Annotated in this window: 12 protein-coding genes; 9 read left to right on the top strand and 3 right to left on the bottom strand. The window is 64.2% G+C overall.

Translation table 11 applies throughout. The annotated features are described in order from the left end of the window. Positions 1-12 precede the first annotated feature (12 nt). A complete protein-coding gene (gene dnaN, locus ASF61_RS22340) occupies positions 13-1119 on the top strand; it encodes a DNA polymerase III subunit beta (protein WP_056161057.1) in 1107 nt (368 codons plus the stop codon). A gap of 151 nt (positions 1120-1270) precedes the next feature. Then, positions 1271-3775, top strand: a complete 2505-nt coding sequence (gene gyrB / locus ASF61_RS22335) for a DNA topoisomerase (ATP-hydrolyzing) subunit B (RefSeq protein WP_056161054.1) — start codon at positions 1271-1273, stop codon at positions 3773-3775. Positions 3776-3978: 203 nt separating this feature from the next. Here the strand turns inward: gyrB and ASF61_RS22330 are convergent, their stop codons facing one another. Continuing rightward, the gene (locus ASF61_RS22330) at positions 3979-4908 is read right to left on the bottom strand and encodes a hypothetical protein (protein WP_056161052.1); all 930 of its coding nucleotides are present in this window, start codon (positions 4906-4908) and stop codon (positions 3979-3981) included. 151 nt (positions 4909-5059) lie between these two features. Further along, positions 5060-5620, bottom strand: coding sequence for a type 1 glutamine amidotransferase domain-containing protein (locus tag ASF61_RS22325; RefSeq protein ID WP_056161050.1), 561 nt, complete (start codon positions 5618-5620; stop codon positions 5060-5062). A 187-nt stretch (positions 5621-5807) separates the two neighbouring features. Here ASF61_RS22325 and ASF61_RS22320 point away from each other — a divergent pair, with 187 nt between their 5' ends. Continuing rightward, the gene (locus ASF61_RS22320) at positions 5808-6269 is read left to right on the top strand and encodes a hypothetical protein (RefSeq protein WP_056161048.1); all 462 of its coding nucleotides are present in this window, start codon (positions 5808-5810) and stop codon (positions 6267-6269) included. A 78-nt stretch (positions 6270-6347) separates the two neighbouring features. Further along, a complete protein-coding gene (locus ASF61_RS22315) occupies positions 6348-7973 on the top strand; it encodes a M20/M25/M40 family metallo-hydrolase (protein WP_056161047.1) in 1626 nt (541 codons plus the stop codon). A gap of 10 nt (positions 7974-7983) precedes the next feature. On the opposite strand, the gene nudC is transcribed toward ASF61_RS22315, so the two are convergent. Further along, positions 7984-8802: an NAD(+) diphosphatase gene (gene nudC, locus ASF61_RS22310; RefSeq protein WP_082491887.1), complete on the bottom strand. Its 819-nt coding sequence runs from the start codon at positions 8800-8802 to the stop codon at positions 7984-7986. Between the two features lie 195 nt (positions 8803-8997). Between nudC and ASF61_RS22305 the strand changes: the two genes are divergently transcribed. The 5 genes from ASF61_RS22305 (at position 8998) to ASF61_RS22285 (ending at position 15370) form a co-directional block, all read left to right on the top strand. After that, the gene (locus ASF61_RS22305) at positions 8998-12174 is read left to right on the top strand and encodes a methyltransferase domain-containing protein (RefSeq protein WP_056161044.1); all 3177 of its coding nucleotides are present in this window, start codon (positions 8998-9000) and stop codon (positions 12172-12174) included. Between the two features lie 181 nt (positions 12175-12355). Beyond that, the gene (locus tag ASF61_RS22300; protein ID WP_056161042.1) at positions 12356-13237 is read left to right on the top strand and encodes a glycosyltransferase family A protein; all 882 of its coding nucleotides are present in this window, start codon (positions 12356-12358) and stop codon (positions 13235-13237) included. A 21-nt stretch (positions 13238-13258) separates the two neighbouring features. Then, on the top strand, positions 13259-13678 hold the full coding sequence (locus ASF61_RS22295) for an FdtA/QdtA family cupin domain-containing protein (RefSeq protein WP_056161040.1): 420 nt from the start codon (positions 13259-13261) through the stop codon (positions 13676-13678). A gap of 13 nt (positions 13679-13691) precedes the next feature. Further along, the gene (locus tag ASF61_RS22290) at positions 13692-14813 is read left to right on the top strand and encodes a DegT/DnrJ/EryC1/StrS aminotransferase family protein (RefSeq protein WP_056161038.1); all 1122 of its coding nucleotides are present in this window, start codon (positions 13692-13694) and stop codon (positions 14811-14813) included. Then, the gene (locus ASF61_RS22285; protein ID WP_056161036.1) at positions 14810-15370 is read left to right on the top strand and encodes a GNAT family N-acetyltransferase; all 561 of its coding nucleotides are present in this window, start codon (positions 14810-14812) and stop codon (positions 15368-15370) included. Before ASF61_RS22290 ends, ASF61_RS22285 begins: the two co-directional genes overlap by 4 nt. Positions 15371-15396: the final 26 nt, after the last annotated feature.

The raw sequence follows: 15396 nt of genomic DNA, 5'->3' as shown, positions 1-15396 counted from the left end.
TGAGGATAATCTATGCAATTGGTCAAAACCACCCGAGACACGCTACTCCGGCCACTGCAGATCGTGAGCGGTATTGTCGAGCGTCGGCACACTATGCCGATTCTGGCCAATATCCTCATCCGCAAGGACGGCGAGAGTGTTTCCTTCCTGTCCACCGATACGGAAGTACAGATCACCACCAACGCCGCCATCGGCGCCGGCGCTGAAGTGGCCGGCACCACCGTGGCCGCGCGCAAGCTGCTCGACATCCTGCGCGCCCTGCCCGAGTCGGGCGATGTCACGATGACGCTGCTGAACAAGCGCCTGACCGTGCAAAGCGGCAAGTCGCGCTTCGCCCTGCAAACGCTGGCTGCCGAAGAATTCCCGACCGTGCAGGAAGCCGACAGCTACAGCGCCAACGTCACGCTGCCGCAAAAAACCCTGAAGCACCTGTTCAACATGGTGCATTTCTCGATGGCCCAGCAGGACATCCGTTACTACCTGAACGGCCTGCTGCTGGTCCTGGACGGCAACAACGTGATCGCGGTCGCCACCGACGGTCACCGCCTGGCCTTCTGCCAGGTCGCCACCGAACAGAGCTTTGCGCGCCAGGAAGTGATCATCCCGCGCAAGACCATCATCGAACTGCAGCGCCTGCTCGAAGAAAACGACGAAACCGTCCAGCTCGACATCGCCGGCAACCAGGTCAAGCTGAACTTTGCCGACATCGAGCTGATTTCCAAGCTGGTAGAAGGCAAGTTCCCCGACTACACGCGCGTGATCCCCAAGGGCTACACCAACGAATTCACGATCGGCCGCGATGAGCTGCTGCGCTCGCTGCAGCGCGCCGCCATCATGACCAGCGATAAATTCAAGGGCGTGCGCTGCATCATCAGCCCCGGCGTGATGAAGATCAGCTCGACCAATGCCGACCAGGAAGAGGCGGTGGAAGAACTGGAAATCGACTACGGCGGCGACAGCGTGGACATCGGTTTCAACGTCACCTACCTGCTCGACGTGCTCAACAACCTGAAGTGCGACCAGATCAACGTCGCGCTCGGCGACTCGAACTCGTCGGCCCTGATCTCGATCCCCGACAATCCCGATTTCAAATACGTCGTCATGCCGATGCGTATTTAAGCTCCAGCGCAATCAAGGTCGGTGCGCGGCCAACACCCGCGCCATCACCAACGTCATTCCCGCGCAGGCGGGAATCCAGTTTCCCGGATTTCCGCCCAGCCCAGAACGACATCGTAGCCCCCAGCAACAAGTCACATAGAGAAAGCAGTCCATGTCCGCTATTCCAGAAGAGATCCCAGCACCAGTACCGGTCAAAACCGAAGAATACGGCGCCGCCTCCATCCAGATCCTCGAAGGCCTGGAAGCGGTGCGCAAGCGTCCCGGCATGTACATCGGCGATACCTCGGACGGCACCGGCCTGCACCACCTGGTGTTCGAAGTGCTGGACAACTCGATCGACGAATCGCTGGCCGGCTACTGCACCGAGATCCACGTCACGATCCACTCGGACAACTCGATCTCGATCACCGACAACGGCCGCGGCGTACCGACCGGCCTGAAAATGGACGACAAGCACGATCCGAAACGCTCGGCCGCCGAAATCGTCATGACCGAGCTGCACGCCGGCGGCAAGTTCGACCAGAACTCGTACAAGGTGTCGGGCGGCCTGCACGGCGTGGGCGTGTCGTGCGTGAACGCGCTGTCGAAAACCCTGAAACTCACCATCCGCCGCGACGGCAAGGTGCACTTCATGGAGTTTGCCCGCGGCGTGCCGGTGGACCGCGAACTGGAAATGCGCGACGGCGTGGCCGTCTCGCCGATCAAGGTCATCGGCGAAACCGACAAGCGCGGCACCGACGTCCACTTCTGGGCCGACGAAACCATTTTCGGCACCGTGGAATTCCACTACGAAATCCTGGCCAAGCGTATCCGCGAATTGTCGTTCCTGAATAACGGCGTCAACATCAAGCTGACCGACCAGCGCACCGGCAAGGAAGACATTTTCGCCTTCGAAGGCGGCACGCGCGGCTTTGTCGAATACATCAACAAGGCCAAGACCGTGCTGCACCCGACCGTGTTCCAAGCCACCGGCGAGCGCGTCTCCGACCAGGGCACGACCATCTCGGTCGATGTGTCGATGCAGTGGAACGATGCCTACAATGAACAGGTACTGTGCTTCACCAATAACATTCCGCAGCGCGACGGCGGCACCCACCTGACCGGCCTGCGCGCGGCGATGACCCGCGTCATCAACAAGTACATCGAAGAGCAGGAATTCGCCAAGAAGGCCAAGGTCGAAATTTCCGGCGACGACATGCGCGAAGGCCTGACCTGCGTGCTGTCGGTCAAGGTGCCGGAACCGAAATTCTCGTCGCAGACCAAGGACAAGCTGGTCTCGTCCGAAGTGCGCGGCCCGGTCGAGGAAATCGTCGCCAAGACGCTGGCCGACTACCTGCAGGAAAAACCGAACGACGCCAAGATCATCTGCGGCAAGATCGTGGAAGCGGCGCGCGCGCGCGAAGCGGCCCGCAAGGCGCGCGACCTGACCCGCCGCAAGGGCGTGATGGACGGCCTGGGCCTGTCGGCCAAGCTGGCCGACTGCCAGGAAAAAGACCCGGCCCTGTCCGAACTGTACATCGTCGAGGGTGACTCCGCAGGCGGCTCGGCCAAGCAAGGCCGCGACCGCAAGTTCCAGGCCATCCTGCCGCTGCGCGGCAAGGTGCTGAACGTGGAAAAGGCGCGCTTCGAAAAGATGCTGTCGTCCGAGCAGATCACCACGCTGATCGCCACGCTGGGCACCTCGATCGGCCCCGACGAATTCAACGTCGACAAGCTGCGCTACCACCGCATCATCATCATGACCGATGCGGACGTCGACGGCGCCCACATCCGCACCCTGCTGCTGACGTTGTTCTACCGCCAGATGCCGGAACTGGTCGAGCGCGGCCACATCTACATCGCCCAGCCGCCGCTGTACAAGGTCAAGGCCGGCCGCGACGAGCGCTACCTGAAGGACGACGCCGAAGAAGCCGGCTACATGATGAACGTGGCCCTCAACACGGCCGCCCTCACCCCGCGCGAAGGCGCCAACCCGATCGTCGGCGAACCGCTGGCCGAACTGGTGCGTCAGTTCAACCTGGCCAACGTCATCATGACCCGCTTGACGCGCGTGATCGACCGCGCCGCCCTGACCGCCATCATGACCGGTGTCACGCTCAACCTCGGCACCGTGGAACTGGCCGAAGCCTCGGCGCGCGCGCTGACCGCCAACATCAACGACATCGCTGTCAAGGTCACGGTGCGCTCGGACGAACTGTCCGAAAAACACCTGCTGTGGATCGAACGCATGCACCACGGTAACGTCAAAGTCAGCACCATCGACGCCGACTTCGTCGACAGCGCCGACTACCGCGTGCTGGCCGAAGCCGCCGCCACCTTCACCGGCCTGCTCGGCGAAGGCGCCTACGTGCGCCGCGGCGAAGGCGAACGCACCAAGGAAGCCGCCGTGGTGGACTTCCACCAGGCCATGAGCTGGCTGCGCGACGAAGCCGAACGCGTAGTCACCAAGCAGCGCTACAAGGGTCTGGGCGAAATGAATCCGGACCAGCTGTGGGAAACCACGATGGACCCGACCGTGCGCCGCCTGCTGAAGGTGCAGATCGAGGATGCGATTGCTGCGGACCAGATCTTCACCACGCTGATGGGCGACGATGTGGAACCGCGCCGGGCGTTTATCGAAAATAACGCGCTGCGGGCGGGGAATATTGACGTGTAATCGCGGTCACACCGTGCAGCAAAGGCGCTCTGTTGAGCGCCTTTTTTATATGGCGCGCCATCGGCAACGTTTTAACTTCATCTAGATGTTAGATGCTGTGACCAACCCCGCTGTGTGGGCATACAAGCGCTCTACCTGTCTTCAGGCAAAAAAAGCCAGCCCGATCACCAGGCTGGCCTTCTCGCTAGGCATCAACCGACGACTTACTTCGTCATCCGGTCCCAGCCCTCCTTCACCGCATCCTTGAACTTTTCCCAGCTCGATTGCGGATGCTTGGCTTCCCAGCTGCTGCGCAGTTCGGGTTCGGCGCTTTCCCATGGCTGGTCGCGGTAGCCGGGGTTGCCGGCCAGCGACTGGGCGTGGCGGTAGGCCGGGTCGTAATCCTGGAACGTGCCACCCGTGTACGCATACGTTTTTTCCCAGTGCGAGCGGAAATAGGCGGGGTCGTCGGAGCTGTCGTCGCCGCGCAGGATGTTCAGGCTGTCCTGGTTCGGGGTGGCGACGTCGCGCGGGTAGATCCGCATGCCGCTGCGTTGCACGGTCGGTTCGACCGAGATCGGCGGCGCCATGCCGTCGATCACCGGTGGCAGCGCGTCGCCGCGTTGCAGCGAGCCGGTGGTGGCCAGCTGCTCGGTGCGGGCGAAATCGACGGCTTCCTCGCGCGGGCGGATGCCGTGGTACTCGGGCACGGCAGTCTGCTGCGAGTTGAGCGTGCTCTGCTGCATGCCGGTGCCGCTGCGGCTGATCATGGCTGCTTCGGCGCCGGTCCAGCCGCTGGCACGCCACATGGTTTCGTGCTCGTCGATATCGATCGGGTTGAACGCGTCGATGATGTCGGCGGCCCGCTCGGCGGTTTCCTGGCTGGTGGTGTCGATGGTCAGCACCACGTGGCCGCGGTTGAGCGCTTCCGCGTATATGCTGCGGTCCGCATGGTCGTTGCCCAGCAGCTCGCTGAACATCGATTTGACGTTGCCCAGGATCGATTCGTCGTCGTTGATGCGATGGGTGCCGGCAACGCCGAGCGAGTCGCTGAGGCGGATGGTGTCGCGGTCATAGCCGCTCTGGATCAGTTCGTCCCTGGCGCGGCTGGCCTCGGCACTGGTTTCAAAAACAGCTGCAAGTACGTGTGTCATGATGGTCTCCGTGGGTTAGGACGCATGAGGTCGGTTGCAAGCCCAGTTTACGTGTTACGGCTTCAGTTTAGCGCTCGTTTGCCAATAAGAAAGCCCTCAACGGCTGCTGGCTTGCACAAGCTCACCCTTGCTGCAGCAAGGGCGTCTCGGCTTACGCTGCCAGCAACTGCTGCTGCAGGGCGCGGTTGAAGGCCGGAATGTCGTCCGGCTTGCGGCTGGTGACCAGGCCCTTGTCGACCACCACTTCGGCGTCTTCCCATGCCGCGCCGGCGTTGCGCAGGTCGCCTTTCAGGCTGGGCCAGCTGGTCATCTTGCGGCCATCGACCAGGCCGGCGTCGATCAGCGTCCACGGGCCGTGGCAGATGGCGGCGATCGGTTTGCCGCTGGCGCCGAAATCGCGGATGAAGCCGATCGACGGTTCGGACAGGCGCAACGCGTCCGGGTTGGCCACGCCGCCTGGCAGCACCAGCGCGTCGTAGTCGCCTGGCTGGGCATCTTTCACGTCGAGTTCCACCGTGAATTCGTGGGACGCGGTCAGGTGTTCGAAGCCCTGGACTTTGTCGCCCTTGGCCTTGGGCGACATCAGCGTCACCTGCGCGCCATGCTGCTCGAGGTAGGCGCGCGGCTGTTCGTATTCGACCTGCTCGACGCCATCGGTCATCAGGATGGCGATGCGCTTGCCGGACAAGCTGTCGTGATTGGACGTGTTCATAAATCCTCCGTGGGTGGAATAGGGTTGCTCACGATGCCATGCCGGCGTGCCTGCACGTGTGCGCGCACGAACACTGGGCGCGCCTTGGCCTGTACGGCAGCGGTTTCCATTTCCTGAGTGCATGGACGCCAGGTGATGGGCGTTATAATGGGCGCTCCCGATGGCCATCCAGGATGGAACCCCGCCCATGCGCAAGACACTCATATTGCTGATGCCGCTGCTGCTGACGGCCTGCGTCGACGATTCGGCCTCCTACTTTGTCGATGGCAAGGCCGGCAGCCATGCCTTGACCGTGCACCGCGCGCAAAAATATGTCTGGAGCAACGTCACCACCGTCGAACTGATCATGCAGCGCCTGCCCGACTGCATGCGCCGGTTCGAACTGACCGATCTGCCTGCCGACGAAGTGGAAATCGAGCTGCTGTCCGGCGGCGACAACGTCTGGACCCTGCGCTCGGGCAGCGAGGCGTGGCAGGTCGAATCGCAGACCTGTACCATGTATCCCGATGTCAAGGGTGATGGCGGCGAACTGATCGGCGTGTTCCGCGACGACGGCGGCAAGTTCGTCTTCGAGGAAGCCGTGCTGGAACCGGTGCCGGCCGCGCCGACAGCACCGGCAGCACCGGCCAACCGGGCGCCGGCGCAGTAAGACAGCCAGACAAAATTTGCACACAAGAAACGAAATCTGTCAGAATGACGGTAATCCATCTTAACAATTGTGCTTTTTATGAAACTTGTCCTGTCGGCGGCGCTGCTGGCGTCGTGCATCGCCTCCAGCCTTGCCGCCACGCCTGCACAGCCGTCGCCGGCGGCAGGCCGCGCCATCGACAGCGCCAGCTGGCTGGCCCATGTCACCACCCTGTCCTCCGACCAGTTCGAGGGCCGCGCGCCGGGCACGCCCGGCGAGAAACGGACCACCGACTACCTGCAGCAACAGTTCAGGCAGCTGGGACTGGCGCCCGGCAACCCTGACGGCAGCTATCTGCAGGCGGTGTCGTTGGCTGCCATCTCCAGCTATCCCACGCTCAGCTACACCGTGCGCGGCAAGCCTACCCAGCTCAAGTTCGGCGACGACTACGTGGCCTGGTCGGCGCGTGCGCAGAAGGAGGTCGATCTGCATGGCTCGGAGCTGGTGTTCGTCGGCTATGGCGTGCAGGCGCCGGAGCTGCACCGCGACGATTACCAGGGCATGGACCTCAAGGGCAAGACGCTGGTCATGCTGGCCGGCGAACCGCCGCCACCCGCGACCGGCCACCCGGGCGCCCATCCTTACGGGCGCTGGGCGTACAAGTTCGCGCTGGCGGCGCGGCTGGGCGCGGCCGGGGCGCTGATCATCCACGATCCGAAGACGGCCGGCGCCGCGTATGACGTGGTGCGCAACACCTGGACCAATGAAAACTTTTTCCTCGATGGCCAGGAAGCCAACCCGGACTTTCCGCTGGTGCCGGGCTGGCTGCAGCACGAACGCGCGCGCGACCTGCTCAAGGCTGCCGGCTTCGATCTCGAGCAGCTGACGCGCCAGGCCGGCAAGCGCGAATTCCACCCGGTACCGCTGGGCGCCACGCTCAATTTCACGGAAGTCAATGCCTGGCGCACGGTCGCCACCCACAACGTGGTGGCGCGCATCGAAGGTTCGGACCCGCAGCTCAAGCACGAAGTGGTGCTGTACAGCGCCCACTGGGACCATTTCGGCATCGACGAGACCCTGCCCGGCCCGCGCACGCAGCAGATCTTCCACGGCGCGCGCGACAACGCGGCCGGCGTGGCGGCGCTGCTCGAAATCGCCAAAGCCTACCAGGCGCTGCCGGTGGCGCCGAAGCGCACCATCGTGTTCCTGGCCACCACCGCCGAGGAGCGCGGCCAGCTGGGCGCCCGCCATTACGTGCACCAGCCGCTGTACCCGTTGCAGCAGACGCTGGTCAACCTCAACCTGCATGGCGTCAATGTCTGGGGCCGCACCCGCTCGGTGGAACTGCGCGGCATGGGCAAGTCCAGCGTCGATGACGTGGTGGCTGCCGTGGCGCGCCGCCAGGGCCGCACGCTGCGCCCGGAAAGCCCGCTCGATGCCGGCAATTTCTACCGCGGCGACCAGTACGAATTCGCCCGCGCCGGGGTGCCGGTGGTCGTCCTCGGCAACAGCCTCGACTACATCGGCCACCCGCCTGCCTGGGGCAGGAACCAGCTGCTCAGCTACCAGGCGCGGGTGTACCACACGGTGCACGACGTGGTGGACCCGAAATGGGACCTGCGCGGCGCGGTCCAGGACATGAACCTGCTGTTTGAAACCGGCTACCAGATCGCGCAGGGCAAGGCAGGTCCCGTGTGGCGCGAGCAGGTGGAGTTCAGGCGGTAATCGGCAGCTTCTACGCTGCAGGCCGGTGCGCCGCCACCAATCGCGCTGCCACCGACACCTGCACCGGCAACTCGGGCCATTCGTCGCCAGGGCCGAACCAGCGCGCTTCGGCGATCTCGTTGGGGTCGAGACGGATCTCGCCGTCCAGGTAATCGGCGGTGAACGCCACCATCAGCGAGTGCGGGAACGGCCATGACTGGCTGGCAAAATATTGCAGGTTGTGCACGCGCAGGCCCACTTCCTCGTACACCTCGCGGTGCACCGCTTCTTCGATCGATTCGCCGGCCTCCACGAAGCCGGCCAGCGCCGTGTAGCGCTTGAACGGCGACTTGGTGTGCAGCGCCAGCAGCACCGCGTCGCCCTTGCGGATCAGCACCATCATGGCCGGCGAAATACGCGGATACGCCAGCATGCCACACTGCGGGCAGCGCATGCAGCGCTCGCCCGTCAGCAGCGCCATCGGCGTGGCACACACGCCGCAGTAGCGGTGCGTGCGCGCCCATTCGGCCAGCTGGAACGCCCGTCCCGCCAGTCCCAGGAAGCCGTCGTCGACGATGCCGAACAATGCGCGCAGGCCGTGGTAGCCGTGCTGCGCGTCGGGCGCTACCGGCGCGTCCAGCCAGGCCAGCTGGTAATACACGCCCTCCCACCGGCCCAGCGCGTGGATGCGCTCGGGGGCAATCGACAGCGCGGCAACGACAGCAGGCGCCGGCAAGCCCAGCGTGGCGTTGTTTAGCAACAACTCTCCGCGATGAAAAACAAAGGTGCGCGGATGGTCGTCCGCTTGCGGCAGGATCAGGGGTTCGAACGTGGCGGGCGTAGACAGCATGGGGCGGGCTCGATGGTCAGGGGGCGTCCATCTTACCGCCTTTCGGATTTTCCCATCGCCATCACGCGATCAGGCACGGTTTTACATTGTTGCTCTACGGCCAAATTTTGACCATGGGCACGCCTCTAACCGGTATCATAGGGACAGATCCACGCTGCGTATTTGTTACTTTTACGTCACTCTTATTGCTCTTTCATGACCACTCCCGCTCCTGCCGCCGCCCCTGCCGTGACCGACAACCCCTCCAGCGCGCTGGACAATGTGATGGCGCTGGCCGCGCAAGGGCAGCTCGGGATCGCCGACCTGTTTGCCGCAGCGGCGGTGCTGACCGAGGGCGGCCAGCCGCAGGTGGCCATCGCCCTGTACCGCACCTGGATCGCCCACGGCGATCCCCGGCTGCTGTACGCGGCCTGTTTCAACCTGGCGGTGGCGCTGACCAACACCGGCGACGATGCCGGCGCCGAGACAGCCTTGCGCCAGGCGATGGCCAACAATCCCAATTTCGTCGAAGCGCGCCTGAACCTGGGCAGCCTGCTCGAGCGCACCGGCCGTCCCGACGAGGCGCTGGCCACCTGGCAGGCGATCCTCGATGGCGGCGTGACGCCGGACGTCACCACCACCCCGGCGCTGCATATCCAGACACTGAACAACCTCGGGCGCCTGCTGGAAATCCGCAAGCGCTATCCGGAAGCGGAAGCGATGCTGGCGCGCAGCCTGCACGTCGATCCGCAGCAGCCCAATGTGATGACGCACTGGGTGCACCTGCGCCAGAAACAATGCGCCTGGCCCGTGTACAGCGGCCTCGACCACATCTCGCAGGAGGCCATGCTGGAAGGCACGTCGGCACTGGCCATGCTCAGCGCCTCCGACGACCCGGCCCAGCAGCTGGCCGCCGCGCGCCGCTTCGTGGCCGAGAAGGTCAACGCCGCCGTCGCCCCGCTGACCGGTGACTACGGTTATGGCCATGCGCGGCTGCGCATCGGCTACCTGTCGTCGGACTTCTGCTCGCACGCGGTGTCCATCCTGACCGCCGAACTGTACGAGCTGCACGACCGCAGCAAGGTCGAGGTTTATGCCTTCAGCTGGAGCCGCGAGGACGGTTCGCCGCTGCGCGCGCGCGTGGTCAAGGCCATGGACCATTACATCCGCATCGACCACCTGAGCGACGAGCAGGCGGCGCGCACCATCCGCGCCCACGAAATCGACATCCTGGTGGACCTGCACGGACTGACGCTCGGCGCGCGGCCCAACATCCTGGCGTGGCGCCCGGCGCCGGTGCAGATGACCTACCTCGGTTTCCCCGGCAGCACCGGCCTGCCCGGCATCGACTACGTGGTGGCCGACGAATTTTTGATCACGCCCGCGATGGCCGCGCACTTCAGCGAAACCCCGCTGTACCTGCCGGACACGTTCCAGATCAACGACCGCCAGCGCCCGATCGCGCCCACGCCCACGCGCGCCAGCGTCAACCTGCCCGACGACGCCTTCGTGTTCTGCTCGTTCAACAACAACTTCAAGTTCACCGAGGAGATGTTCGCCAGCTGGATGAACATCCTGCGCCGCGTGCCCGACAGCGTGCTGTGGCTGGTGGCCGACTACCCCGAGGTGCGCGACAACCTGTGGCGCTATGCCGAGCAGGCCGGCATCGACCGCCAGCGCCTGATCTTCAACGGCCGCGCCGTACCGGCCGAATACCTGGCGCGCTACCAGCTGGCCGACCTGTTCCTCGACACCTACCCGTTCAACGCCGGCACCACCGCCAGCGACGCCCTGTGGGCCGGCCTGCCCTTGATCACGCGCACCGGCCAGACCTTCTCGTCGCGCATGGCCGGCAGCCTGCTGCGCGCGGTGGACCTGCCCGAGCTGATCACCGACAACCTGGCCGACTACGAGGACCTGGCGGTGGCGCTGGCAAACGACCGGCCCCGCGTCGCGGCGATGAAGCGCCAGCTGGCCGCCAACCGCCTGCACTGCGCGCTGTTCGACAGCCCGCGCTTCGTGCGCAACTTCGAGGCGGCGCTGCAGCGCGTGGCCAAGCCGGCCGCGCCGCGCCTGCCGGCGCCGGGGCGCGCCACCACCGTCGAGCAGATTCCGGTGGTGACCGTTTCGTACAATGCGCCCGACCTGATCGAGGCGCTGCTGCGCACGCTGCGCCAGTTCTACGCCAACCGCGTGTACATCATCGACGGCTCCAACCCCGACATCGCCGAGCAGATCCGCGCCATCGCCGCCAGTCACGACAATGTCGAATTCATCCCCTTCGGCTACAACATCCACCACGGCCCCGGCCTGACCTGGGCCATCGAGCACCTCGGCCTGTCGGGCCAGGTCCTGTTCCTCGACTCGGACGTCGAAATCGTCAACCCCGGCTTCCTCGAAGCGCTGCACGCGGAGCTCGCGCCGGACATGTACGGCGTGGGCAGCACCCAGCCGGTCAACGAGGACGGTTACGACCGCCCGGACGGCGCGATCAACTACCTGCACCCGGCCTGCATGCTGACCAATATCGACGTGGTGCGCCAGTGGCCGCTGCCGATCAAGCACGGCGCCCCGATGATCGCCACCATGCTGGCCCTGAACCACAGCGGCAATACCCGGCTGTTCAAGCACATCGATTGGGTGCGCGACGACTTCGAGGGCGGCAAGACGCCCCATTACATCAAGCACCCGTGGCAGGGCACGGTGCGCCGCACCGGCGGCTACCACTACGAACTGCCCAGCGCCACCACCGTCATCGATACCGACCTGCTGCAGTTCGTGCCGCTGGCGGCGCGCAAGCTGGTCGAGGTAGGATGCGGCGACGGCGCGTTCGCCAAGGCCTACCGCCAGCGCAACCCGATCTGCCACTACACCGGCACCGAAGCCGATCCCGCGCGCGCCAACGCTGCGCGGCCGCACTGCGATTTCGTCTTCAACGCGCCGGTCGAACATGCCGGCGCCGAATTCTGGGACCACGTGCGCGGCGCCGCGTGCTGGATCCTCGACCAGTCGCTCGAACAGATGGACGATCCCTGGCGCGTGCTGCAAAAAATTCGTTCCAGCATTGCGCCCGGCGGCACGCTGGTGGCCACGGTCAATAACTTCCAGCACTGGAGCATCCAGGCGCGCCTCAATGCGGGCGACCTGCGCTACGGTGCCGATGGCATCGCCGTGGCGCGCAAGCGCGTGTTTACCCGCGGCGCCCTGCTGGCCATGCTGCAACAGGCGGGCTTCCAGGTCAGCGGCGGCAGCGCCCGCATCGGCGACGAGCCGGCCCGAGACAAATACCTGGACGCGATCCGCCAAATGGCAGACGCTTCCGGTATCGATCCGGCGCAGGCGGTAGCCGATGCATTGCCTTGGCAATATATCGTCACGGCAGTGGCCAGCTAGTCGGCACCTGTGCCGTGCTGTACTTGCAATGCAGAATTTATTCTGTCATGATCAAAGATTGATTTCGGATTAACTTCGAAATACGTCGGAATACCAGTCGGAACCCCTACGCCATGCCTCGTCCCTGGCGCGCGCTACCGCCAGGAAGGCTGATTACCGCCGTCATCCTTACTCAGCCATCATGTCCCTGCCCAAAGTCAGCATTGTCATCCCATCGTACAAGGTCGCCCACTTCGAGGCGTGTCTGCGGACGGCAATCGGGCAGACGTACCTGAACACGGAAATCCTGGTCAGCGATAACTGTCCCGGCGAGGACATCAAGGATATCTGCGCCCGCTTTCCCGGTGTGATCTATCAGCGCAACACGGTCACGCGCGAGGACAATGTGCTCTCCGCGCTGTTCTCGGCCAAGGGCCAGTACATCAAGCCGCTATTCGACGACGACCTGCTTCATCCTTTTTGTATCGAGCGCATGGTGGCGGCGATGGAGATGTCGCCCGAGCACCAGTTGGTATTTTCCGCTTCGCAAGTCATCGATTCCGACAACCAGCGCACCGATGCGCGCCGGCCGTACCAGGCCAGCGGCAGTCTAGCGGGACGCGACCTGCAGCGCTCGATGGCCCTGGGCATGCGTAATTTCGTCGGCGAGTTTTCCAGCATCATGTTTCGCCGCGACAAATTGTGGGCGGTCGGCTACAAGGACCTGTTCCGCATCGGCCGTCACGATTTCACGCGCGGCCTGGCGGACGTGGCCGCCTACATCAACCTCGCGCGCGACGGCCTGGCGTTCTATCTCGACGAGGAACTCAGCTATTTCCGCCACGACCCCAGGCTCGCATCGAATTCCAACATCAATGCCAACCCGCATTTCGGCAATTGTTTTTCGGACTATATCGACCTGCTGGTCGTCAGCCACGAAACCGGCGCCATCAACACCGAAGAGCTGCTCGCGCTGGACGGCCAGGTCGCCGACGTCAGCGCCCGTCTGCACGACGTCTTCGCGCAGATGGCGCCGGCGCACCAGCGCTATCGCAACTATGCGGCCACTCTACAGCAAGCCTGACCTGTCATTTCGAAAGAATTTATGTCTCATATCGACCAATGCCGCATCATCGACCTGCCCAAGCACTCCGATCCGCGCGGTAACCTGTCCGTGATCGAGAGCGGCATCCACGTGCCGTTCGACCTCAAACGCGTGTATTACCTGTACGACGTGCCGGGTGGTTCCTCGCGCGCCGGCCACGGCCACATCGAACTGCAACAGCTGTTCGTCGCCATGTCGGGCAGTTTCGACGTCATCGTCGACGATGGCGAGCGCCGCAAGAAATTCTCGCTGAACCGCTCCTACTACGGCCTGTACGTGCCGGGCATGATGTGGCGCGAAGTGGAAAACTTCTCGTCCGGCGGTGTCTGCCTGGTCATGGCATCGACCCTGTACGACCCCAAAGACTACTATCACGACTACGACGAATTCGTCGCAGCTACCCGCCAACCACAGAAGTAATCAAGAAAATACCATGAGCGTTCCTTTCCTCGATCTCAAAGCAATCAATCTGGCACACGCGGCAGAACTCGAAGCTGCGTTCAAGCGCGTGCTGCATTCGGGCTGGTACGTACTGGGCAGCGAAACCGCCGCCTTCGAAAAAAACTTCGCCGCCTATTGCGATAGCAAGCACGGCATCGGCGTAGCCAATGGCCTCGACGCCATCTTCCTGATCCTCAAGGCGTACGGCATCGGCCCCGGCGATGAAGTCATCGTTCCGAGCAATACCTTCATCGCCACCTGGCTGGCAGTAAGCCATTGCGGCGCCCGTCCGGTGCCGGTGGAACCGGTGGAAGCGACCTACAACCTCGATCCGTCGCTGGTCGAAGCGGCCATCACCCCGCGCACGCGCGCCATCCTGGCCGTGCACCTGTACGGCCAGCCGGCCGACATGGCGCCGCTGCGCGAGATCGCCAGCCGCCATGGCCTGAAGCTGATCGAAGACGCCGCCCAGGCACACGGTGCACGCAACAACGGCAGCGTGGTCGGCCAGCTCGGCGACGCGGCAGCCTTCAGCTTCTATCCGGGCAAGAACCTGGGCGCCCTTGGCGACGGCGGCGCCGTCACCACCAATGACGATGCTCTGGCCGAACGCATCCGCACATTCCGCAACTACGGTTCCAAGGTCAAGTATTACAACGAAGTGCCCGGCTACAATTCGCGCCTGGACGAGCTGCAGGCAGCGCTGCTCGACGTCAAGCTGCCCCACCTGGACCAGGGTAACGCCCAGCGCCGCGCCATCGCCGCGTATTACCAGCAACACCTGGCGGGCGTGCCTGGCCTGACCCTGCCGTTCGTGCCCGAGTGGGCCGAGCCGGTCTGGCACCTGTACGTGGTACGCCACGCGCAGCGCGACCGCCTGGCGCAACTGCTGGCCGAGCGCAAGGTCGGCACCATCGTCCACTACCCGGTGGCGCCGCACCTGCAACCTGCCTACGCAGAACTCGGCTTCCGCGAAGGCGATTTCCCGCTGGCCGAAGCGATCCACCGCGAGGTACTGAGCCTGCCGGTATCGCCGACCATGACGCTCGACGACGCTGCCGAGGTGGTCGCTGCCGTGCGCGCGGCACTGACCGACATCGGGCCGGCAGTTTGAGCGGCTGCCTGACCTTTCGTAAGCCGCAGCTGGTTCGCGGCAAACAGTTGCAGTTCCGCGATGCGACGGTCGCTGATGCCGCGTTCATCCTGGGCTTGCGCACCGATGAGAAAAAGGGCCGTTATCTATCGAGCACAACGGCCGATGTCGAAGCGCAGCGCGCCTGGTTGACGCGTTACGCCAACGACGACAGCCAGGTGTATTTCATCATCTGCACGCTCGACGGTACCCCGGTGGGCACGGTGCGCCTGTATGACCTGCAAGGCGATTCGTTCTGCTGGGGGTCGTGGATCAAGAGCGATACCGCGCCGCGCGGCTTCGGCGTGGAGTCGGCGCTGATGGTCTATGACTTCGCGCTGCAGCTGGGTTTGCGACGCTCGCACTTCGACGTGCGCCAGCAAAACGTCGGCGTGATCGGGTTCCACGAACGCCTGGGCGCCGTGCGCACCGGCGAAACCGAACTCGATTACCTGTTCGAAATGAGCAACGAGGCGATCCGGGCCGCACTCAAAAAATTCCGTACCTACCTGCCGGACGGCGCTATCATCACCGCCTGACTGCGCCGTTCATTTAATTGATGAGG

This window comes from Duganella sp. Leaf126, from assembly GCF_001423125.1.
In the GTDB taxonomy this organism is placed as follows: Bacteria; Pseudomonadota; Gammaproteobacteria; order Burkholderiales; family Burkholderiaceae_D; genus Rugamonas.
This window is presented reverse-complemented; position numbering and strand designations above follow the sequence as displayed.

Coding starts and splice junctions, on each gene's coding strand:
- dnaN (WP_056161057.1), top strand. CDS start 13: ATGCAATTGGTCAAAACCACCCGAGACACGCTACTCCGGCCACTGCAG.
- gyrB (WP_056161054.1), top strand. CDS start 1,271: ATGTCCGCTATTCCAGAAGAGATCCCAGCACCAGTACCGGTCAAAACC.
- ASF61_RS22330 (WP_056161052.1), bottom strand. CDS start 4,908: ATGACACACGTACTTGCAGCTGTTTTTGAAACCAGTGCCGAGGCCAGC.
- ASF61_RS22325 (WP_056161050.1), bottom strand. CDS start 5,620: ATGAACACGTCCAATCACGACAGCTTGTCCGGCAAGCGCATCGCCATC.
- ASF61_RS22320 (WP_056161048.1), top strand. CDS start 5,808: ATGCGCAAGACACTCATATTGCTGATGCCGCTGCTGCTGACGGCCTGC.
- ASF61_RS22315 (WP_056161047.1), top strand. CDS start 6,348: ATGAAACTTGTCCTGTCGGCGGCGCTGCTGGCGTCGTGCATCGCCTCC.
- nudC (WP_082491887.1), bottom strand. CDS start 8,802: ATGCTGTCTACGCCCGCCACGTTCGAACCCCTGATCCTGCCGCAAGCG.
- ASF61_RS22305 (WP_056161044.1), top strand. CDS start 8,998: ATGACCACTCCCGCTCCTGCCGCCGCCCCTGCCGTGACCGACAACCCC.
- ASF61_RS22300 (WP_056161042.1), top strand. CDS start 12,356: ATGTCCCTGCCCAAAGTCAGCATTGTCATCCCATCGTACAAGGTCGCC.
- ASF61_RS22295 (WP_056161040.1), top strand. CDS start 13,259: ATGTCTCATATCGACCAATGCCGCATCATCGACCTGCCCAAGCACTCC.
- ASF61_RS22290 (WP_056161038.1), top strand. CDS start 13,692: ATGAGCGTTCCTTTCCTCGATCTCAAAGCAATCAATCTGGCACACGCG.